This window comes from Paenibacillus gallinarum (genome assembly GCF_014836635.1).
In the GTDB taxonomy this organism is placed as follows: Bacteria; Bacillota; Bacilli; order Paenibacillales; family Paenibacillaceae; genus Paenibacillus; species Paenibacillus gallinarum.
Genome location: NZ_JACSQL010000004.1, coordinates 68,737 through 88,293, shown reverse-complemented (window position 1 = coordinate 88,293; position 19,557 = coordinate 68,737). Strand labels below are relative to the sequence as shown.

General features: G+C 43.7%; 21 protein-coding genes. 7 read left to right on the top strand and 14 right to left on the bottom strand.

Going from position 1 to position 19,557, the window contains the following annotated elements; all coding sequences use genetic code 11:
* Positions 1-44: 44 nt before the first annotated feature.
* Together H9647_RS11440 and H9647_RS11435 are read left to right on the top strand one after the other, a co-directional pair.
* On the top strand, positions 45-842 hold the full coding sequence (locus H9647_RS11440) for an ABC transporter ATP-binding protein (RefSeq protein ID WP_191799963.1): 798 nt from the start codon (positions 45-47) through the stop codon (positions 840-842).
* A gap of 24 nt (positions 843-866) precedes the next feature.
* On the top strand, positions 867-1,679 hold the full coding sequence (locus H9647_RS11435) for a TatD family hydrolase (protein WP_191799961.1): 813 nt from the start codon (positions 867-869) through the stop codon (positions 1,677-1,679).
* A gap of 100 nt (positions 1,680-1,779) precedes the next feature.
* On the opposite strand, the gene nfsA is transcribed toward H9647_RS11435, so the two are convergent.
* Positions 1,780-2,523: an oxygen-insensitive NADPH nitroreductase gene (gene nfsA, locus H9647_RS11430; RefSeq protein ID WP_191799959.1), complete on the bottom strand. Its 744-nt coding sequence runs from the start codon at positions 2,521-2,523 to the stop codon at positions 1,780-1,782.
* 16 nt (positions 2,524-2,539) lie between these two features.
* Positions 2,540-2,917 carry a hypothetical protein gene (locus tag H9647_RS11425; protein ID WP_191799957.1) on the bottom strand — a complete coding sequence of 126 codons (378 nt, stop codon included), beginning with the start codon at positions 2,915-2,917 and terminating at the stop codon, positions 2,540-2,542.
* A gap of 241 nt (positions 2,918-3,158) precedes the next feature.
* Between H9647_RS11425 and H9647_RS11420 the strand changes: the two genes are divergently transcribed.
* Together H9647_RS11420 and H9647_RS11415 are read left to right on the top strand one after the other, a co-directional pair.
* Positions 3,159-3,734, top strand: coding sequence for an RNA polymerase sigma factor (locus H9647_RS11420; RefSeq protein WP_225229237.1), 576 nt, complete (start codon positions 3,159-3,161; stop codon positions 3,732-3,734).
* The gene (locus tag H9647_RS11415) at positions 3,731-4,543 is read left to right on the top strand and encodes a hypothetical protein (RefSeq protein WP_191799955.1); all 813 of its coding nucleotides are present in this window, start codon (positions 3,731-3,733) and stop codon (positions 4,541-4,543) included. Before H9647_RS11420 ends, H9647_RS11415 begins: the two co-directional genes overlap by 4 nt.
* Before the next feature lie 25 nt (positions 4,544-4,568).
* On the opposite strand, the gene H9647_RS11410 is transcribed toward H9647_RS11415, so the two are convergent.
* Positions 4,569-5,597: a YeiH family protein gene (locus H9647_RS11410; protein WP_225229255.1), complete on the bottom strand. Its 1,029-nt coding sequence runs from the start codon at positions 5,595-5,597 to the stop codon at positions 4,569-4,571.
* Positions 5,598-5,796: 199 nt separating this feature from the next.
* Here H9647_RS11410 and H9647_RS11405 point away from each other — a divergent pair, with 199 nt between their 5' ends.
* A complete protein-coding gene (locus H9647_RS11405; RefSeq protein ID WP_191799950.1) occupies positions 5,797-6,684 on the top strand; it encodes a LysR family transcriptional regulator in 888 nt (295 codons plus the stop codon).
* Positions 6,685-6,711: 27 nt separating this feature from the next.
* Here H9647_RS11405 and H9647_RS11400 read toward each other — a convergent pair whose 3' ends face one another.
* The 4 genes from H9647_RS11400 to H9647_RS26150 form a co-directional block, all read right to left on the bottom strand.
* Positions 6,712-7,452, bottom strand: coding sequence for a hypothetical protein (locus H9647_RS11400; RefSeq protein WP_225229236.1), 741 nt, complete (start codon positions 7,450-7,452; stop codon positions 6,712-6,714).
* 179 nt (positions 7,453-7,631) lie between these two features.
* Positions 7,632-10,070, bottom strand: coding sequence for a heavy metal translocating P-type ATPase (locus H9647_RS11395; RefSeq protein WP_191799948.1), 2,439 nt, complete (start codon positions 10,068-10,070; stop codon positions 7,632-7,634).
* 156 nt (positions 10,071-10,226) lie between these two features.
* Positions 10,227-10,427 (bottom strand): copper chaperone CopZ, encoded by a 201-nt coding sequence (gene copZ, locus H9647_RS11390; RefSeq protein WP_191799946.1) that lies wholly within the window; start codon positions 10,425-10,427, stop codon positions 10,227-10,229.
* 65 nt (positions 10,428-10,492) lie between these two features.
* On the bottom strand, positions 10,493-10,903 hold the full coding sequence (locus H9647_RS26150; RefSeq protein ID WP_191799944.1) for a metal-sensitive transcriptional regulator: 411 nt from the start codon (positions 10,901-10,903) through the stop codon (positions 10,493-10,495).
* A gap of 187 nt (positions 10,904-11,090) precedes the next feature.
* Here H9647_RS26150 and H9647_RS11380 point away from each other — a divergent pair, with 187 nt between their 5' ends.
* The gene (locus H9647_RS11380) at positions 11,091-11,765 is read left to right on the top strand and encodes a metal-dependent hydrolase (RefSeq protein ID WP_191799942.1); all 675 of its coding nucleotides are present in this window, start codon (positions 11,091-11,093) and stop codon (positions 11,763-11,765) included.
* A gap of 225 nt (positions 11,766-11,990) precedes the next feature.
* Here the strand turns inward: H9647_RS11380 and H9647_RS11375 are convergent, their stop codons facing one another.
* Positions 11,991-12,680 carry a type 1 glutamine amidotransferase domain-containing protein gene (locus tag H9647_RS11375; RefSeq protein ID WP_191799940.1) on the bottom strand — a complete coding sequence of 230 codons (690 nt, stop codon included), beginning with the start codon at positions 12,678-12,680 and terminating at the stop codon, positions 11,991-11,993.
* A gap of 71 nt (positions 12,681-12,751) precedes the next feature.
* Here H9647_RS11375 and H9647_RS11370 point away from each other — a divergent pair, with 71 nt between their 5' ends.
* The gene (locus H9647_RS11370) at positions 12,752-13,081 is read left to right on the top strand and encodes a MerR family transcriptional regulator (protein WP_191799937.1); all 330 of its coding nucleotides are present in this window, start codon (positions 12,752-12,754) and stop codon (positions 13,079-13,081) included.
* A gap of 211 nt (positions 13,082-13,292) precedes the next feature.
* On the opposite strand, the gene H9647_RS11365 is transcribed toward H9647_RS11370, so the two are convergent.
* The 6 genes from H9647_RS11365 to H9647_RS11340 all read right to left on the bottom strand — a co-directional run bounded on the left by H9647_RS11365 (position 13,293) and on the right by H9647_RS11340 (position 19,413).
* Positions 13,293-14,042, bottom strand: a complete 750-nt coding sequence (locus H9647_RS11365) for a nucleoside phosphorylase (RefSeq protein WP_191799935.1) — start codon at positions 14,040-14,042, stop codon at positions 13,293-13,295.
* 1 nt (position 14,043) lies between these two features.
* The gene (locus H9647_RS11360; RefSeq protein WP_191799933.1) at positions 14,044-14,715 is read right to left on the bottom strand and encodes a sulfite oxidase-like oxidoreductase; all 672 of its coding nucleotides are present in this window, start codon (positions 14,713-14,715) and stop codon (positions 14,044-14,046) included.
* 25 nt (positions 14,716-14,740) lie between these two features.
* Positions 14,741-15,664 carry an ABC transporter permease gene (locus H9647_RS11355; RefSeq protein ID WP_191799931.1) on the bottom strand — a complete coding sequence of 308 codons (924 nt, stop codon included), beginning with the start codon at positions 15,662-15,664 and terminating at the stop codon, positions 14,741-14,743.
* Entirely contained in the window at positions 15,648-16,715 is a 1,068-nt protein-coding gene (locus H9647_RS11350; RefSeq protein WP_191799929.1) for an ABC transporter permease, read from the bottom strand. The genes H9647_RS11355 and H9647_RS11350 overlap by 17 nt, the downstream gene beginning before the upstream one ends.
* A complete protein-coding gene (locus H9647_RS11345; RefSeq protein WP_191799927.1) occupies positions 16,712-18,214 on the bottom strand; it encodes an ABC transporter ATP-binding protein in 1,503 nt (500 codons plus the stop codon). The genes H9647_RS11350 and H9647_RS11345 overlap by 4 nt, the downstream gene beginning before the upstream one ends.
* A 158-nt stretch (positions 18,215-18,372) precedes the next feature.
* Positions 18,373-19,413, bottom strand: a complete 1,041-nt coding sequence (locus H9647_RS11340; protein WP_191799926.1) for a BMP family lipoprotein — start codon at positions 19,411-19,413, stop codon at positions 18,373-18,375.
* Positions 19,414-19,557 lie beyond the last annotated feature (144 nt).

The following is a 19,557-nucleotide window of genomic DNA, read 5'->3' as shown; positions in this document are numbered from 1 at the left end:
GCAAATAAACAATTCATTCCGGAATGGAAAGGAGATAACTGCACATGAATGTACCCGCTCTAGAAGTCAGAGAGATCGCTCTCTCCTTCCGAGAGAAGAAGAAAAATCTCCAGGTCCTTAACGATATTTCACTTACGGTTCAGAAGGGAGAATTCGTCTCAATTGTCGGTCCTTCCGGCAGCGGCAAGAGCTCTCTATTTCAAATTATTGGCGGTCTTCTTGCTCCCGGGGCAGGAAGTATCCACATGAATGGAGAAGTGGTAACAGGAGAACGAGGGCATATCAGCTATATGCCCCAGCAACCGGCGCTTTTTCCTTGGCGTACAATCATAGATAATATCAAGCTTTCTAGTGAGGTCGCTCCTCGAGAGCATGCTGCTAAGAGCGAGAAGCTTAGCGAAGATGAGATCCTCCACTGGATTAGACAAGCGGGCCTTGATGGTTTCGAAAATGCCTATCCCCATATGCTCTCTGGCGGGATGCAGCAGAGGGCCGCTTTCGTACGCGCGCTACTAAGTCCTCAGGAGCTCATGCTGCTTGATGAGCCGTTTAGTGCGCTCGATGCGCTCACTAGAAGCGAGATGCAGGAATGGCTGCTCGGTATATGGGAACAGTACCGCCGATCGGTGCTTTTTATTACTCATAATATTGAAGAAGCCTTATTACTATCTGATCGAATCTATGTATTTTCCAGCCGGCCTGCTACCGTTCTTCATGAGATTCGGGTTCCTTTTGCAAGACCAAGACAAGAACAAATTACCGAGAGCCCTGACTTTCTTGCATTAAAGAGACAGATGTCAGGCTGGTTACGCGCGGAAAAAGAACGAAGCCGCCCGTTGTAATCTAGACAAGGAGGTGAAGAACACTTGCAGCAAACCGAAGATTTTGGATGTCCGGTTATTGATGCACATATTCACCTCGATCAGTATGAGGATGATATACAGCCGCTACGATTGTCTCTTGCTCCAAATGGAGTAAAATCAGTAATTGCGGTATCTACTCAGCTCGCCTCTTGCCAGAAAATAGAGAGAGCTGCTGCCGCTGCGCCTGAATTAATCTATCCTGCCTATGGATATCATCCAGAGCAATCCATTCCAAGTACAGAACAGCTGAATGAACTGCTGGACTGGATGGAGAATCACACGGATTCCATGATCGCTGTTGGGGAGGTTGGACTACCCTACTATTCACGGATGGAAGCGGAAAAGGCAGGACAGCCTTTTGATATGGACCCTTATATCTCCATGCTGGAACAGTTTATTATCTTTGCCAAGAAGCATGACAAACCAATTATTCTCCATGCCGTTTATGAGGATGCTGATCTTGCCTGTGATTTGCTGGAGAAGCATCAAGTAAAGAAAGCCCATTTCCACTGGTTTAAGGGGTCCGATGATACGATCCGCAGAATGGCCGAGAATGGGTATTATATTTCTTTCACACCCGATCTTGTATATGAAAAAGAAATTCAAGATCTCGCAAGCAAATATCCGCATAATCAAATCATGGCAGAGACCGATGGTCCATGGCCTTTTGAGGGGCCTTTTGCTGCTCATAAAACCCATCCCCGGATGGTAAAAGACGTGATTCGTGCCTGGTGTGATGTCACTGGGGTTAAGCTTGAAATCGCGGCAGAACTGTTTTATAAGAACACGAAACAGTTTTACAACCTATATTCATAGTTTACGTACGCTAATACTCGCTCTACATACGTGGAGAGCCCCTCGCAATTCAATGCGAGGGGCTCTCCTTTTTTATTCGTATAACAAATTAAATTCGATACTAGCGTTTCATAAACCCTTTACCATCAAGGAATGATTTAAGCTGAAGACGAGCAGGCTCCGTCAGTCGTTTCGTCATCATCTCAGACCAGGTAGCAGACTGCTTCCCATTAGATCGTTCACGCATATAAGCAGATAAGGTCTCATCATACTCTTTTACTCCGGCAAGGGACTGCTCTTTGTCATAGCCGTTTCTATGCAAAACAGCTTTCAACGGAAGACACGGACGAAGCACAGGATCCTGATCCGGTACACCAAGGCACATACCAAATACAGGGTAAACGAGTTCAGGAAGTCCCAGCACTTCAGAGAGTTCTTCGATGTTATTACGGACTCCCCCGATGTACACAACACCCAGTCCCAGAGATTCCGCAGCAACAGCAGCATTCTGAGCGGCGAGCGCTACATCAATGGTGGACACCACAAAATTCTCCATGGTATTTTCGTAGGTTTCTACCCCTGCAGCCTGTGTTGCAGCCGTTTCACGAAGTCTGTACATATCTGCGCACCACACGAGGAAAACAGGGCACTCGTTTATATAAGCTTGGTTCCCCGCAAAACCTGCCACTTTTGCTTTCAGCTCGGAATCCGTAACTGCTATAACACTATAAGCTTGTACGTTACTTGAAGACGAGGCCATCTGTCCTGCCGCTATGATCGTTTCTAGCTGTTCCTCTGTCACGGGTTCATATTTGTATTTACGAATTGACTTGTGATTCATCAATAAATTAATTGTATCGTTCATTTCTCACTCACTCCTTCTATTTAACTTTCAGGTAATCTTCAATGTCTTCTGGAATCTCATAGTACGTGCCATCAAGCCCACTCAGTACATGACCATCCCCAATATATACAAGATCTACTTTTGGAAAATGCATAAGAACCGCTTCTTTTGCAGTCGCAGGGTTAATCCCTTGTGCTTCCTCAGGCGGCTCGATTGCCTTGCCCTGGTTTAAGAGAACAATCATATCCGATAATTCTTGTTCATCCGTGATAGTCCTAGATGCCTCTTCCTTTCGAATCAGCACTTCACTACTCCCTGTCAAGCTATCCGCATATGGCGGTAATTCTTCCTTCTGCGAACATGCAGAAAGAATCAGGATCAATAACACGCCTAACATAAGACCGTATTTCTTCATGATGCCTTTTCTCCTTCCTTGATGTGATCATTACAGAGATGTACTAAGTACATTACCCAGTTATGATCATGTTCTATCTCTAACCCCTCTTTACAGGCAGCAGATATTATTTTGAAAATCATTTCCTGCTCCATTAATTTATTTTAGCATGAATTACATAAGTAGAGTGTTGAGGAACATCTTTGAATCTAGGAACTTATTTCGACTTCGTGTAGTCTATAGAGTAGTGAGGTGAGCAAGCTTGGATTACAGCGATCTTAAACATGCAGTTACGCTGGATAACGATACTTTATATCAAATCATGGACGACTATGGTAACGACGTATGGAATTATGCTTTTTTTCTGACCGGAAGCCGGGACCATGCCGATGATATTTCGCAAGAGGTTTTTATTAAGGCCTATCAAGGAATTCACACCTACCGGGGTGAAGCTTCTCTCAAAACATGGCTGATCACCATCACACGAAATACAGTTCATTCCTACCGGAGATCTCGTTTCTTTCGTCAGAGCCTCGGCAGTAAACTTTACTCGATAGATGATGAAAAAACAGCGGGAAGCAGTGCTTTATCCCCGAATAGCCGAATAGCCCCTTCTGCCGAATCGATCGTCATGGAACAACACTATGAGAATTCGATATGGGAGATTATTATGAGCTTATCTGTCAAATCGCGGGAAGTACTCATTCTTGCCTTAAAATATGAAATGAAAATTCATGAGATCGCAAATATCCTCCATATATCTGAGGGTACAGTTAAATCGCGTCTTTCCAGAGCAAAGGAAAAGGTACAAAAAGAACTAGGGAGGCGGGCAGAATGACAAAAAAACATCATGAAGAGTGGGAAAAACGGGTTAAGGAAGATCCTTTTGCAGATGAACCTTTCACAGAAGAGCACAAACGGCGAGTAATGCAGTCGGTGCAGCGTATTTCACAGAATCCGGCTCCCAAAAAACAAACCGTTTGGCTTAAACGCATCCTGCCGACGGTCGCTATATGCAGCAGTCTTATAGCCGCAGTATGGTGGTTTCTGCCCGGTACGGAACTTACACCCAGCCAGCCAGAAATGATCAGTATGAGCGAAGCTGGCCCATCTGCCGAGTCCACAGCGGAATCAACGGATAGCGAGGCCTACTCCATGACTCAGAAGGAAACGAATAGAAACGCTAAACAACATGAGGAGATAGCGGATTCGTCATCTAAAGAGGAGCAATCCAAATTGAGATTTTCGGACCAGGAACTTTGGTTACAAGATTTGATTAAAGAAGCGGATCTGATTGCGGAGCTGAAAATAACAAATCCAAATCGGGATGGACTTGGTCTGCAAGGTGATGTAGAGAAAATCATGATCTCTCATGTAAATGAGGTGCCAAGTGCACTGAAAATTAACCGAAGTGAGACAGTAAATCTGACCGATCTTCCCTTTGAGGCAGAAGATAGAGTCGTGCTTTTTTTGAAGAAAACAGAAAAATTAGATACGTATAATCTAGCAGGAGAAACCCAGAATGTATACGTGGTTTCAGCAGATAATCTTGTGTCTTCCATCGGATCTGCACCGAATTCTTCAGCTATGGAAGAGATACCTTATGATGAATTTATAGAGAATATAAAAGCCCTTGAGGATCAATGATTCCCAAGGGCTTTTGTCTTTTACCTTATGCAAGTCCGAATAAATGTACGAGTGCAAAACCAAGAAGGGATAACAGAATCGAACCGATACCGCCTGCAATAAACGAAGGTAGTCCTTTTTTTCTAAATGTAGAAAACTGAACACCGAGTCCAAGACCGGCCATCGCCATACCAATCAAAAGATAAGAAATCGTAATGATACCAGAAACCATAGCAGGTGGGATAATACCCAGTGTATTTATACCGCTCATAACCAAGAAACCAACAATGAACCAAGGAATAGGGATATCACGAACACTCATTTTTGCGCTGCCGCCATGTTCAATGCGCTCCTTACGAGCACTCCACATCCCAATCACGATAGCAATCGGAACAAGCATAGCAACGCGGGACAATTTAACGATAACCGCCAGATCGACTGCACTTTGTCCGCCCGGATCTGCTGCGGCAATGACATGAGCGATTTCGTGAAGCGTTGCACCAGAGAAGATGCCGTATCCAGATGCAGTTAATCCAAGTACAGGGTACAATAGCGTATAGAGTAAAGTGAAAATGGTGCCAAGGATTGCGACCGTTGCCGCGCTTATGGCTGTATCTTCATCACTTGCCTTTAACTGTGGAGAAATAGCGACCACCGCAGCTGCCCCGCAGATGGCTGTACCGCAAGCCGTTAGAATACCCAGCTTCTGATCTACTTTGAATACTCTCGTCAGTACATAGACCACCACGATAGCAAAAATAATATTGATAATGGCGATGGCCAGTACTTTCGGTCCCGCTTCAATTACGTCTGCCAAGTTAAGTCTTACTCCCAACAGAATAATTCCGTATCGAAGCAGCTTTTTACTGGAGAATGATATGCCGCCTGAGGCGTTCTCAGGAATAGGGAAGAATGCCCTGTAAATCATCCCCAGCAAGATCGCAAGTACAAGCTGGCCCATAATACTTAAAAAAGGAAGCATTGCTAAAAATCTTGCGACAAGCGCGATAGCAAGTGTAATACCAATCCCTAGGAAGAAGCCTTGTTTATTCGGCCCTCTTTGGGGTGCAGCCATAGATTTGCTCATTTTCAAACACTCCTTGTTTAACCTAGATGACTTCTGCGTGTTCTCATGTCTTTACTATAGTTGATCGTGTTTCGCGAGTGAAATACCGATATGCTATGCCAATCATTACAAATACTTATGATTGAAATAACGAACGATCGACTTCTCTCATGTCTCATAGCAAAACAATTATCAAAGGAGAATAATGATGATTACAGATACTTTACGGGTATTCGTTACTGTTGCAGAGCTGCGTCACTTCTCTAAAGCAGCTGAATCGCTTAACCTATCTCAGCCTGGAGTCAGTCTTCACATCCGTAATTTGGAGAATGAGATGGGAGCTAAGCTGCTTCATCGTTCTTCGAAACAGGTCCGCTTAACAGAAGCAGGAGAAATTCTGTATAAGCACGCAAAACAAATGATGCACCTGTATGATGGAGCAAAACAGTCCATCCGGCTTCTTCAACACGAAGTCACTGGTCAGATTCGGCTAGGTGCCAGCTTTACGATTGGTGAGTATATTCTCCCCGGCATGATTGCGGATTATGCGAAACAATATCCCCATGTCAACATCGAAGTAACGATTCGAAATACAGAAGAAATTATGCGAGGAATTCGCGAAGGTATTTTGGATATTGGCCTAGTAGAAGGAAAAGTGAGTGCTGCGGAATGGTCTACGGTTACCCCTTTTATGAAAGACCAAATGATTTTAATCGCCCCTTCTGATCATCCACTGGCAAGAGAACGTGTAATCGAACCTAAGCAGCTTCAAGACCAAATATGGGTGCTCAGGGAATCCGGTTCAGGGACACGGGCTTTCAGCGATCAGTTCATTGCGGAGCAGGGGCTTCGTGTTAAACAGACTTATTCCTTTTGCAGCAGCCAAGGTGTGAAAGAAGCAGTTGTCTCCGGTCTTGGGATTGCTTTGTTGTCAGAATGGATTGTACAAAAAGAAATCAAGTACAGAGAAGTAGCTCAAATCCATTTAAAAGAGCACCAGATGGAAAGAGAATTCAGTATGGTTCAATCCGCAGGCTTAGAAACAACGCTTGCTCATCGGATGTTTATTCAGCACTTGCTCACTTACATATCGTAGCTCTGGATAAACTGTATGGGCGATACTTTACTTCATTTGAAGATAACGAAGCGTTCGTATCATTTCAGGCTTTGCGGTTTCGAACTGCTTGTGTCGATGTCCATTCGCACCTGAAGGATGAGGAAATCCCCATAAAAAATTCCCAGCTTGGATCTTGTTTTGATGAACCAGCTGACGTAGCACCTTCTCAACTGACTTCCCTAACGGAATAATCAGGGGCCCGTCCAGCATGCTTATTTCTTGTGGAAAGGATTCAGTTGCTTTTTTATACAAAAATTCATTATTCGTTAATGGTGGCAAATGTCCGTTGTAGTTCTGTTTATCGAGAAAAACCGGGTATCGCAGTAAGGACGTTGTATGTAAAAGAGTAGTCTTTGCGTCAAATAAGTCACTTGCTTTTTCGATACCAAAATAATGGGGTAACTCCAATTCTTCAAGCATGCTGATAATATTTGTACGCATCGATCCAGCGAACCGGGCAGCAATTTTCGCTGCCTTACATGCTTCTTCATCTGTCTCCCCTCTATGGAAAGCCTGTACAGCCGCTTGATAAGCAAGTTCCATCTGCGTCCAGCCAGGCGTTATGCCTACGATCACAATCTTCGCATGCTGATTAATGTACTCATTATGGGGAGCATAATACATTTCTACTTGCCCTTCCCTTGCTATTAATAGTTCCTCTACTAATAAATCTTGTTTTGAGTACTGATCCTTGATCGGAAGCGATCGGATAAACGATAGATAGGATTTGGATTGTGCTGATACCATATGATCTCCTCCGTTCTTTCCTGTTAAGACTCATTATTTCATACATCCTATAACAAAAAAAGATATCCTGCACTCGCTCAAAAAGCCAGCCAGGATATCTTTTTTCTACATCCTAAGAATCTCACTGTTCCATCATCATTAAGCCTCTACCTCGGTACTCAGTTATAGCTTCCACTGGCTTATAGCTTCACTCGCTGTAACCGCAGTGCATTCAGTACAACCGATACCGAACTTAGTGCCATTGCCGCTCCCGCAAGCCATGGAGCAAGCAGTCCAATTGCCGCAATAGGAATGCCAATCACATTATAACCGAGAGCCCAGAACAGATTTTGTTTGATATTCCCCATCGTACGGCGACTCATCATAATTGCATCAGGGATGCTGTTCAGATCACCGCGCATTAGCGTAACATCCGCTGCTTCCATCGCTACATCAGTTCCTGTTCCCATCGCCATGCCTGTATCTGCCGTAACAAGGGCAGGTGCATCATTGATGCCGTCACCCGCCATCGCTACTTTTTTACCCGTCTGCTGAAGTTTTTTTACTTCTTCTGCTTTGCCTTCGGGAAGTACTTCAGCCAGTACATGATCAATACCCGCTTCCTTAGCAACCGCTTCTGCAGTCCGCTTGTTATCACCTGTCATCATAACCACTTCAATACCCATTTCTTTTAGACGCTGCACAGCAGCACGGGAAGTTGGTTTAATCGTATCAGCGACAGCAACGGTTCCTGCCCACTTACCATCGATAGACACCAGCATTGCTGTTTTTCCTTTTTCCTCTAGTTGCTGCATACCTTGGTCTGCCATCCTACTATCAACTTGATGCTGTTCTAATAATCGGCGTGTTCCGATAAGCAGCTCTTTACCATTAACCTTAGCTTTTACCCCGTAGCCAGGAATATTCTCAAAATGTTCTGCTTCTGGAAAACGAATGCCTTTAGCCCCAATTCCCTGCACGATCGCCTGTGCTAGCGGATGCTCCGAAGCGTTCTCGGCAGCGGCAACAAGGGATAGCAGTTCCTCTTCCGCTAGATCATCGCGAGTCATAACATCTGTTAATTGTGGTTTTCCTTCCGTTACCGTTCCTGTTTTGTCGAGCACAACAATCTCTATTTCTTGTGCATGCTCTAAATGTTCTCCACCTTTAAACAAAATCCCATATTCAGCCGCTCTGCCTGAACCAGCCATAATGGAAGTTGGCGTAGCCAGACCAAGCGCACACGGACATGCAATAACGAGTACCGCAATGGCTTTTTCAAGAGCATTAGCAAATTGTCCTTGTTCAACGAAGAAGAACCAAACCGCAAAGGTTAGCACCGCAATAGCAACGACAATCGGTACAAAAATACCGGAAATAAGGTCAGCAATCCGTTGAATTGGTGCCTTTGAGCCTTGCGCTTCTTCCACCACTTTAATAATTTGAGCTAGAGCTGTATCCGCTCCGACTTTTGTTGCCCGAACAGTGAGAGCACCGTTTTTGTTAATAGTAGCACCAGATACATTGTCCCCTGGTTTCTTATCAACAGGAAGACTCTCCCCGCTCAGCATCGACTCATCCACTGAAGAGGAACCTTTCTCAACGACTCCATCAACCGGAAACTTCTCCCCGGGTTTAACGATAAATAAATCGCCCGCAACCACCTCTGATGCTGGAATCGTCTTCTCTTCCCCGTCACGTATGACAAGAGCTGTTCTAGGCGCTAGTTCCATCAAACTGCGGATTGCCTGAGATGAACGGCCTTTTGCAACACTCTCGAACCATTTTCCGACGAGAACGAGGGTAATTAAGATGGCACTTGTCTCATAGTACAGCTCAGCACCATGATGTCCGCCCTCTATTGTCCACGCAATACTCAAATAAAGGCTGTAGAAGTACGCTGCCGAGGTTCCGAGAGCGACGAGAACGTCCATATTGGCACTCTTGTTTCGAAGAGCACCATAGGCACCTCTATAAAATTGCCACCCAATCACAAACTGGATTGGCGTTGCAAGAATCCACTGGAACCAAGGATTCATGAACAGATCAGGTACATATATCCATGAGGTGAACGAGAAATGACCTACCATGGCCCACAGTAATGGGATGGACAGGATTGCAGAAATGATCCACTTCCATTTTTTACGCTCCAGCTCTTTCTGACGAAGATCTGCTATATCTTCCTTCGCTTGCTGCGGAAGAGCGCCATAGCCTAGCTGCTCCACCTTTTTCACAAAATCAGAAGAGCTTGCTGTACCGGAAGCATATTCAATATGTGCTGTTTCTAGCGCCAAGTTCACGTTCGCCTTCGTAACCCCAGGCATTCGGCTAAGTCCTTTTTCAATCCGGGTTGCACAGGCGGCACAGGTCATTCCCGTGATGTTCAGATCCACACTCTCGACAGCAGTTCCGTATCCTAGGGAATCGATTTTATTCTTCAGATCATTTACACCAACGGCTGCCGGGTCATATGTAACCGACGCTTGTTCCAGCGCCAGATTCACATTCGCTTCCTTAACCCCTTCCATGCGCGATAGCCCTTTCTCAATTCGGGTCGCACATGCAGCACAAGTCATGCCCGTTATATTCAGTTTGGTTTTTTTATTATTCGTGCGATTTGCTTCTGACGATTCATTCATTACAATCCATCTCCTTTATACCCCTCAGGGGTATATACGTGAGGTAAAAAAAGCAGCCTTTATCTGACTGCTCTTTATATGATGATAAAAATAGAGCAGAAACGATCAACATTAGATGCCTGAGCGTTTCTTTACTATGTTCATTTTCAAAGTCAATTAAACTACGTCATACCCTTGATCTTCAATCGCTTGTTTCATTTGATCTACTGTCACTTTTTGCTCGTCGTATTCGATACTTACCTTACCTGCATCAAGATCCACATTCCCTTTCGCGCCAACACTTTCAAGAGCACCTTCTACTGCTTTTACACAGTGGCCACAAGACATTCCTTTTACATTCAATGTTACGTTACTCATAATGTTTTCCTCCTTAAGGTTGGTGTAGAGCTATACATTAGACAAAAAACAGTTTATAAATCGCATTACTTCATTAACTTCTTAACCGTAACCAGCAGTTCATCAATCACTTCGGAGTCTCCGGCCTGGATGCGTTCAATAACACAACTCTTCATATGACCTTCCAGCAAAAGCTTGCCAACCCCATTCAGTGCAGATTGTACTGCTGCAATCTGCGTAAGTACATCATCACAATACGTATCGCGTTCGATCATACCCTTGATTCCTCGAACCTGTCCTTCAATCCGATTCAGACGTGAAGTAAGAATATTCTTCATCTCGTCTGAGTGATGACTATGTCTTGGTCCGTCGTTGCCTTGAGGCGAATGAGCATCATGACATGCGCTGACTGCAAGAGCCCCTTGTCGCGAACAACAATCCACCGTTTTATTCGTTAGTTCCTCATTGGGAGTATGGTCTACCTTGGACTCTTCCATTCCCATGACCTCCTTCGTCTCTCTAAAGCTATTGTATTATACCCCCATGGGGTATGTCAACGATGAATCGAATTATATAAAACACGCTTTTTATTTACATATAATAGAAGTTATTCTATATTTATAAAAAAATCACAAGTTACACACGCTGCTTATCTATATAAAAAATCTAATGTGAGGTACTTATATGTTCATTCATACTTTCATGCATATCATTATAGGGTCTTATCTCTATACCCTCTTTTTTAAACCTACGAATAACAAAGAAAAAGTAATTATTATCCTGTCGGGAGGCATCATTGGAATCATACCTGATGTAACCAAATTCTTTGGCGATCTATGGCTGCACAGCATCATCTTGATACCTTTGATAGGATTACTATTTGCTTTGCTCTTATACTCTTTGTTAAGAATTAACCTGCTAAAAGGGTTATGGATCAGTATGTTAACGGTTTTTATGAGCCACCATCTTATTGATTATCTAGGAAACGGAATTAACTTATTATATCCGATTACTAGCGATGAAATTGAGCTAGATGTGATTCCTGAAAGTATGGAAGCTATTATAATATTCGTATTATTACTTGGCTTCATTCTTTATTTATCGAAATTATCATTTACATATCATATAATGCCCCTCATTGTCATCATCATGTTGCTGGCCATTCAAATCACTTCATCGTTAACGATTCAGCACAAGTTAGATACGAAATTACATCCAACTACGATTACCATGACACCGGAAAATCAACTTTTACATTGGGAGTTTGACGTTCGCTTGGCAGATACAACGATAATAAAAGGTTCAGGCGCTTATCTAGATTACAAAGTAGATCATACAACTCCTCCTCCTAAGGAGTAGCTTCTTTAGGAATTGAGACATTCTCTAAGCAAATTGACAAAGGTCATATGCCGTTACAACAAAAAAAGGGTGACAATCATGCTAACGAAACAATCATCCACTTGCGTGACCAACTTGAAATGGTATTACTGAAAAGAAATGAAAATGACAAAAGGCATTGGGAATAATATTCCCAATGCCTTCTATTTACCATACTTGGCTCCCAAAGAAGGTCCCTAGTATTCATTAACGTTTTGAATTCAACAATTTAATTACTTCTTCTGCGACTTCTCCACCCGAAGCTGGATTTTGCCCAGTTACAAGATGACCATCGACCACAACGAATGGTGCCCAGTCATTTCCTTTTACATAATTAGCCCCTCTTTTAACAAGTTCATCTTCTGTTAGAAACGGAACTACTTTGTCCAATTCGATAGCTCTTTCTTCACTATTAGCAAAGCCTGTAACTTTTTTATTGGCAATTAAATACTCTCCAGCCTCATTTTTAATGTTCACTAAACCAATAGAGCCATGGCACACTGCGGATACAATGCCACCATTTTCATATATTTTCATAGCAACGTTTTGCAATTTTTCATTATCAGGGAAATCCCACATTACGCCATGTCCACCTGTATAGTAGATAACATCATAATCTTCCGGATTAATATCTTCTGCAGCTAGAGTCGTTCCTAACTTATTTAAGAAATGATTGTTTTGATAATATTTCCAGTCTAGTTCCGTCATTGAGTCTTTCTCTAAACTATGTGGATCGATAGAAGTATAGCCTCCGTTAGGACTAACATAATCGATTTTATGTCCTTCCTTCTCCATTTTATCCGCGAAATGAACTGCTTCCCCTAACCATAATCCCGTTGCACGCTCTAGATCTGGGTATTTGGATACATTGGTTACAACAACTAAAATATTTGCCATTATGTTCACTCCTATTTGTATGATAATATGATTGTATTGGTTAAACCTTACTTTAAGTCAAGGAGGGAATTATGTATTCAATTCAGAAGGCTAGCGAGTATTCCCAAATACCAGCAAGCTCAATTAGGTACTATGAAAAAATAAAGTTATTACCTACATTAAAAAGAAATACAAACGGAGTTCGTGTATTTGATGATAAAGACATTGAAATCTTGAAACTAGTAAAGTGTTTTAGACGGCTGGGAATGCCTATTCAAGATATAAGAGAAAATATCTCAAATATAAACTTAGAATATGAAAGTATAGATACGAACGCTATTTTGCTTCAACATAAAAAGAGCCTAGAGGATCAAATCCTTATTCTAAACTCTTTTATTGAAGAAATAGATGATAAATTGTAGTATTGCAGATCTTTAAATCATATCTTTGTGATGTTGCTGCTTTGCTTGCTGATACATACCATGGGGAACAGGCCGATCTGCTGCAGGGGAAATCGGACTATTTTATTCATATAAAATAAAAAAAGAGGGGCATCGGAATTGTATTCATTCCAATGCCCCTCTTATCTATACTCTAAGCCGGTAATCTCTACTGGCTAAATTTCATCTACTACTAATGGACATTTTCGGTTTCCGTATCTTGCTGAGCAAGAGTTACCATCGCTTTCAGCGCAGCTTCCATCTCACGCTCTACCGCATCACTCACCACATTCGTATGCGGATCATACTCGGCAGCAAGATCTTGGTCGGCAAAACCGTCAATCGCTACAATCGCTCCCGCCCGCGCACCCCGAAGAGAACTGATAACAAACAAAGCGGCTATTTCCATCTCTGCGGCAAGCGCACCTGCCTGTTTGAATTTTTTATGTGGAATTTCCTCAACTCCGTTAAAGAAAGCATCTACGGTGACGGTCATCCCTTTTCGAACCACACCTTTCATCGCAGTAGCAGCGCTATATAGAGCGTGTGTTACCTCGTGATCTGCTACCGCAGGGAAACCATCCGGTACAAGCTGTCTTGTAAGACCATCTGTGCGAATCGCCGCTGTACTTACCACAAGACTGCCTGCAGGTACATCCGCAGTATAAGAACCCGCCGTTCCTACTCGAATCAGGGTTGTCACGCCGGCGCGAATCAGTTCTTCAAAACAAACCGCTGCTCCTGGGCAACCCACTCCATGACTTACTACAGCGATAGGAACGCCTTCATACTCCCCCACAAATGTACGGTATTCCCGGCTGAATGCAAGTTCTCTTGCTCCGGTCAGCTTATCGGCTATTTTTTCTGCACGGAATGGATCTCCACATACAATTGCGTAGGGCGGCATATCCTCGGAATGAATCTGTAAAATGGGCAGTAACATATTAATCAAACTCCTTCTTCATCCACTCATCTTCTGGAATCGGCAGTTCCTCATCTGAGAAACGCTGCTCCTGAAATGGATCAGCTGTATTATGAAATCCGTTCCGTTCCCAGAATCCATGACGATCTTCTGTCATAAACTCAAAGCCGCGAATCCACTTGGCACTCTTCCAGAAATAAAACTCAGGAACCACAAGGCGCAGCGGCCAACCGTGCTTTGGTGTTAAATCTTTGCCATCATATTTAAAAGCGAGTAGCACATCATCCCGCAGGAGTGCTTCAATCGGCAGATTCGTCTCATAATCTTGATCTGCGTGAATCATAACGTATTTTGCTTCCGGTTTGATTTTGAAATGCTTCATAAAGTCAGTAAACCGGATGCCTTCCCAGGCCGTATCAAATTTAGACCAGCGAGTAACACAGTGAATATCACTCACCGTGTTTGTCATCGGAAGCTGTAAAAGGTCTTCATAAGAGAAGCTCACTTCTTCCTCCACTTCCCCGTATACACGCAAATCCCACGTACTCATGTCATACTCCGGAACTTCTCCCTCATGCAGTATAGGGAATTTCTCGGTCAGGACCTGTCCCGGCGGCAGACGATGAGCTAAAGATTCATCAATATTTACCTTCGGTGATTTCGTTCCTTTTAGACGTTTTGCTTTGCTTTTCATATGGTGTTGCTCCTTCCTGTGCTTGTTACCTCGAACTTCCGCCCGCTTTCTGTGCATCCTCAGCATAACTCTTGTTCTTGAAGAAGAACATCGCTACGAGTGTAATCACATAAGGAAGCATATTGGTAAAATGGGATGGAAGCGAGAAGCCTTGCAGGCGAATCCCCAGTGCCTCCATAAAACCAAACAATATACTTGATGCCATTACAAGGATTGGACTAGATTGACCCAGCATTGTAGCAACAAGAGCGATAAATCCACGTCCTGCGGTCATTCCTTCTGTAAACATTGTCACTTGTCCAAGTGACAACTGTGCGCCGGCAAGTGCACAGAGGACGCCGCACATCAGTACAGCAAGGTATTGGGTGCGACGAACGGGAATACCGAGACTTTGCGCAGCAATCGGATTCTCCCCAACGGAACGCAGCCGAAAGCCGGATACCGTTTTAAATAAATAGAAATGGAGAATGAAAACAAGAATGATAGCGAAATAAACAAGCGGTGTATGACCGGATATAACATCACCAAGCCAAGGAATATCTTGAATGAACGGAATATCCCATTTTGGCAAACCAATCATATCCTTATCGTAGTAAGCACCTTTGACATCAAAAATAGCTCGTAAAGAAAAGGTCGTCAGTCCCGCTGCCAGAAAGTTGATGGACAAACCGACAACGATCTCATTTGCTTTTAGATTAATACTGACATAAGCAAACACGAGCGAGAAGAACGAGACAATGAGAATGGCAAAGATAATAGCGAGTACAACGTTATGAAATAAATAATTGCCTACTATAGAAGAAAAGGATCCAATCAAAACGAGTCCTTCCAAACCTACATTAAATAAACCAACGCGGGAACATAACGCTGCTCCGAGCGCAGCAAGCAAGATCGGTGTAATCGAACGCAAGGTTGCATTAAATAAGGCTGCATCAAGAAGCTGTTCCATTTGTTTTGTTCCCCTTTCTCCGTTTTAAGAAGCTATAGCCGATTCTCGCAGATACAAAAAGAGTTAGTACTGCCTGAATTACACTTCCTACCTCGAGCGGCACCTCGGTATTCCGTTCCACACCCATAGATCCGGTTTGAAGAGCGGATAGTAGGATCGCAGAGAAAGCCGTACCGAGCGGATGTGATCCAGCAAGTAAAGTCGCCATAATTCCGCTCCATGCATAACTCGCACTGCTCAGTGATCCGTCAATATACCGATACTGGGTACCTAGAACTTCTCCAGCACCTGCGATACCCGCCAGCGCACCGCTGACAACCATGGACAACATCATCATTCGTATTCTTTTTACACCGCCAAAAGCAGCAAAGGAAGGATTACTTCCGAGCATCCGAATCTCATACCCCGGTACTGTTTTTTGCATAAAGAAGTAAATGACGACGGCAGCAATGATTGCAATAATAAATCCTGCATGAAGACCCATGCCTTGGAACAGTTTTGGCAGCCATATACTTTGATCAACCATAGGCGTTTGTGCCATTGCCGCGGATCCCGTTGTATCCTTGAGTGGATACGCAACCATATATCCAGCAAATAAAGTAGCTATGTAATTAAGCAGCAGTGTGGTAATCAATAAGTTCATACCGAACCTGGCATCCAGCCAGCCTGCAAAAAGAGACCAGATTCCGCCGACAATCGCACCGGCAAGAATGGAAACAATCGTGACAAACCAGCCAGGACCTGGCAAGTAGAGCGCAGTAAGTGCTGAAGCTAAAGCCCCCAGCAGCATTTGCCCTTCAGCCCCCATATTAAAAAATCCGGCTTTAAAAGCAAGGGCAACCCCAAGTCCAATCAGAATGATCGGTGTGGCTCGTGACAATGTATTAGTGAAGAAGTAGAAACTGCCAAAGGCACCTTTCCACATTTCTCCGTAAGTCTCAAATACATTACCGCCTACAATCAGGATGGCAACTGCTCCAGCAAGCAGGCCGATCATTACGGCAAGCAGCGGCTGGATTAAACTTTTCAAATTATTTTTCAACATGCTCATGCCTCTTGTTTCCCTCCTGCCATCAGTAAGCTGATACTCTCTTCGGTCGCATTCTCAGTAACAAGCTCCCCTGCGATTTCCCCCTCGTACATGACAACAACCCGATCGGAGAGTTGCAATATTTCGGACAACTCGGAAGATACAAGTAAGATCGCAGCCCCTTGATCCCGCTGATGGAGCAGTTCCTTATGAATCGTCTCCATTGCCCCAATATCAACTCCGCGGGTCGGTTCAGCAGCGATGAGGAACGGAGCTTCATGAGCAAATTCCCGAGCAGCAATCAACTTTTGCAGGTTTCCTCCGGAGAGATACTGTGCTTTTGTCTCTACAGAACCTGTCTTTACTCCAAAGCGCTGAATCCATTCTTCTACTTTCTTGCGTACCTTACGAGAGGATATAACCCATTTGTTCTGCAGACTATGATGGTGACCCATCATTCCATTGTCAAGAACAGTTGCATCTTTCGCAGCTCCCCACATATAGCGGTCTTCCGGTATATGGGCAAGGCCTGTTTCCCTGATTTTGCGGACAGACAGCCGGGTGATTTCTTGACCTGCTAAGCGAATTGATCCTTCACTAACCGGTCTGAGTCCGGCAATCGCTTGGATCAGCTCCGATTGTCCGTTTCCGGAGATCCCTGCAACTCCGATGACTTCACCTGCGTGAACCGTGAGGTTAATATCTCGAAGTGATGTTTGTTCTTTGGAACCTTTAATCGATACTCCTTCGATCTCAAGCACTGCATCCCCAGGCTGAAAAGGCTTTTTCACCATGCGCACCAATTCTCTTCCTACCATAAGTCTTGATAGCTGTTCAACATCTGTATCTTTTGCCTCTAGTGTTCCCGTCACCACCCCATCTCGAAGTACCGTGATGCGGTCAGACACCTCCATGACTTCCTGCAATTTATGCGTGATAAGGATAAAACTTTTACCAAGCTTCGTTAGAGCACGAACGTTGATGAGAAGCTCCTTTACTTCCAGCGGAGTAAGCACGGCAGAAGGCTCATCGAGAATAATGATATCTGCACCCTGGTACAATACTTTCAAAATTTCAACGCGCTGCTGCATACCAAGAGAGCAATCACCCACTTTTTTCCCAGGGTCCACCGGCATGCCATATTTTTCTCCGAGTTCCATGACGATTTTTGCAGCTGCATTTCGATCAAAGACACCGCCAGCTTTCGATGGTTCACGACCGATCACAATATTCTCAGCAATCGTAAAGGACGGGAATAACATAAAATGTTGATGGACCATGCCGATCCCATTGGCGATAGCTTGAGAAGGAGTTGAAAAACTCACTTCCTTGCCGTTTACCCGAATACTTCCTGAGGTCGGTTCTTCCATCCCGTAGAGAATACGCATCAGCGTGGTTTTCCCTGCACCGTTCTCCCCAACAAGTGCATGTACCTCGCCTGCTTTTAAGTCAAAGTTAACTTCTCTATTTGCTGTAAGTGTTCCATACTTTTTTGTTATTCCACTCATTTCTAACAGCACGCGTATCCTTCCCCCTTCTCCTCTTAATGAAGAAAAAACCGACTACCTGTGTTGGGCAGCCGGCCAAATCTTGAAGAACTAACAATTAATCCGAGCTCTAACATAGCTGTAGTAAAGCACTTCTTACGTTTGTAAGTTGATCAGAAAATCATCATTACTTAGTTACTTTGAAGCGGATCAGTGACTACAATCTCCCCAGATACAATCTGATCTCTGATTGCTTTCACTTTATCAACCACTTCTTGACCAATGAATGGACTAAGCGGGGATTCACTATCTCTGGTTACAAAAGTAAGTCCCACGCCGTCTTCTTTCAGACCATAACTTACATAGCCGAACTCAAACGATCCATTTGCAAAAGCCTTCAACTCTTCATAAGCAACGGAGTCTGTTGATTTAAGTTGTGAAAGAACAATATGTTCTGGGTCTTCTACCGTACGATCTGTATCTTGACCGGAAGTGTAGAAGCCTTTTTCTTTCGCTGCTTCAAATACACCAAGGTCACCTACTGCAGAAGCTCCAGCAATAAAGTCAGCTCCTTGATCCGCTTGAACAATCGCCAGTTCTTTTGCTTTGGCAACGTCATTAAATCCACCTGCATAGTTAATTAAGAATTTAGCATCCGGGTTAACCGAAGTAAGTCCTTCTCTAAATCCTTCTGTGTACTTCTTAATCAAAGGAATATCTTGAGCGGCAATCATGCCGACAATATTTGTTTTGGTTGCGAGGCCCGCTGCTGCCCCAAGAAGGTAAGCACCTTCATATTCTTTAAATCCAACACTTCGAACATTAGGCAGATCAATAACCGTATCTACGATGGCAAAGGACTTTTGTGGATTTTCAGCAGCCACTTTGGTAAGAGCATCCTCCGCTTGGAAGGTAGCCGTCATGATAAGGTCATAATCCTCTGCTACAGCAGCACGAAGATTTTGTTCAAATGCTGCCGGGTCTGTCGATTCGATCGTCTTTACTTCGATCCCGAATTCTTCCCCTGCTTTTTTGAAACCTTCATCCATCTGTACGAAGAAAGGATTGACACCAATTTTTTCAGGAAGTACAAGAACTGCTTTTTTTGAATCTTGCTCAGAAGCGGATGCGCCTTCAGACCCATCTTTATCTCCACTGCTATCACTGCCGCAGGCAGCTAATAAAATGGAAAGCATTGAAATAATCAACACAAACGAAAGAGCTCTTTTCATAGTGACCTAATCCCCTTTTCCTATTTTCATATTTCAATAATACGAACGTTGTCGATGTATGTCAATAAATCTTTCGGGTTTTACTATGTATATCGTTAAAAATTGTAAATTAATACTGGAGTTATTCAATTTAATGCGAATGTT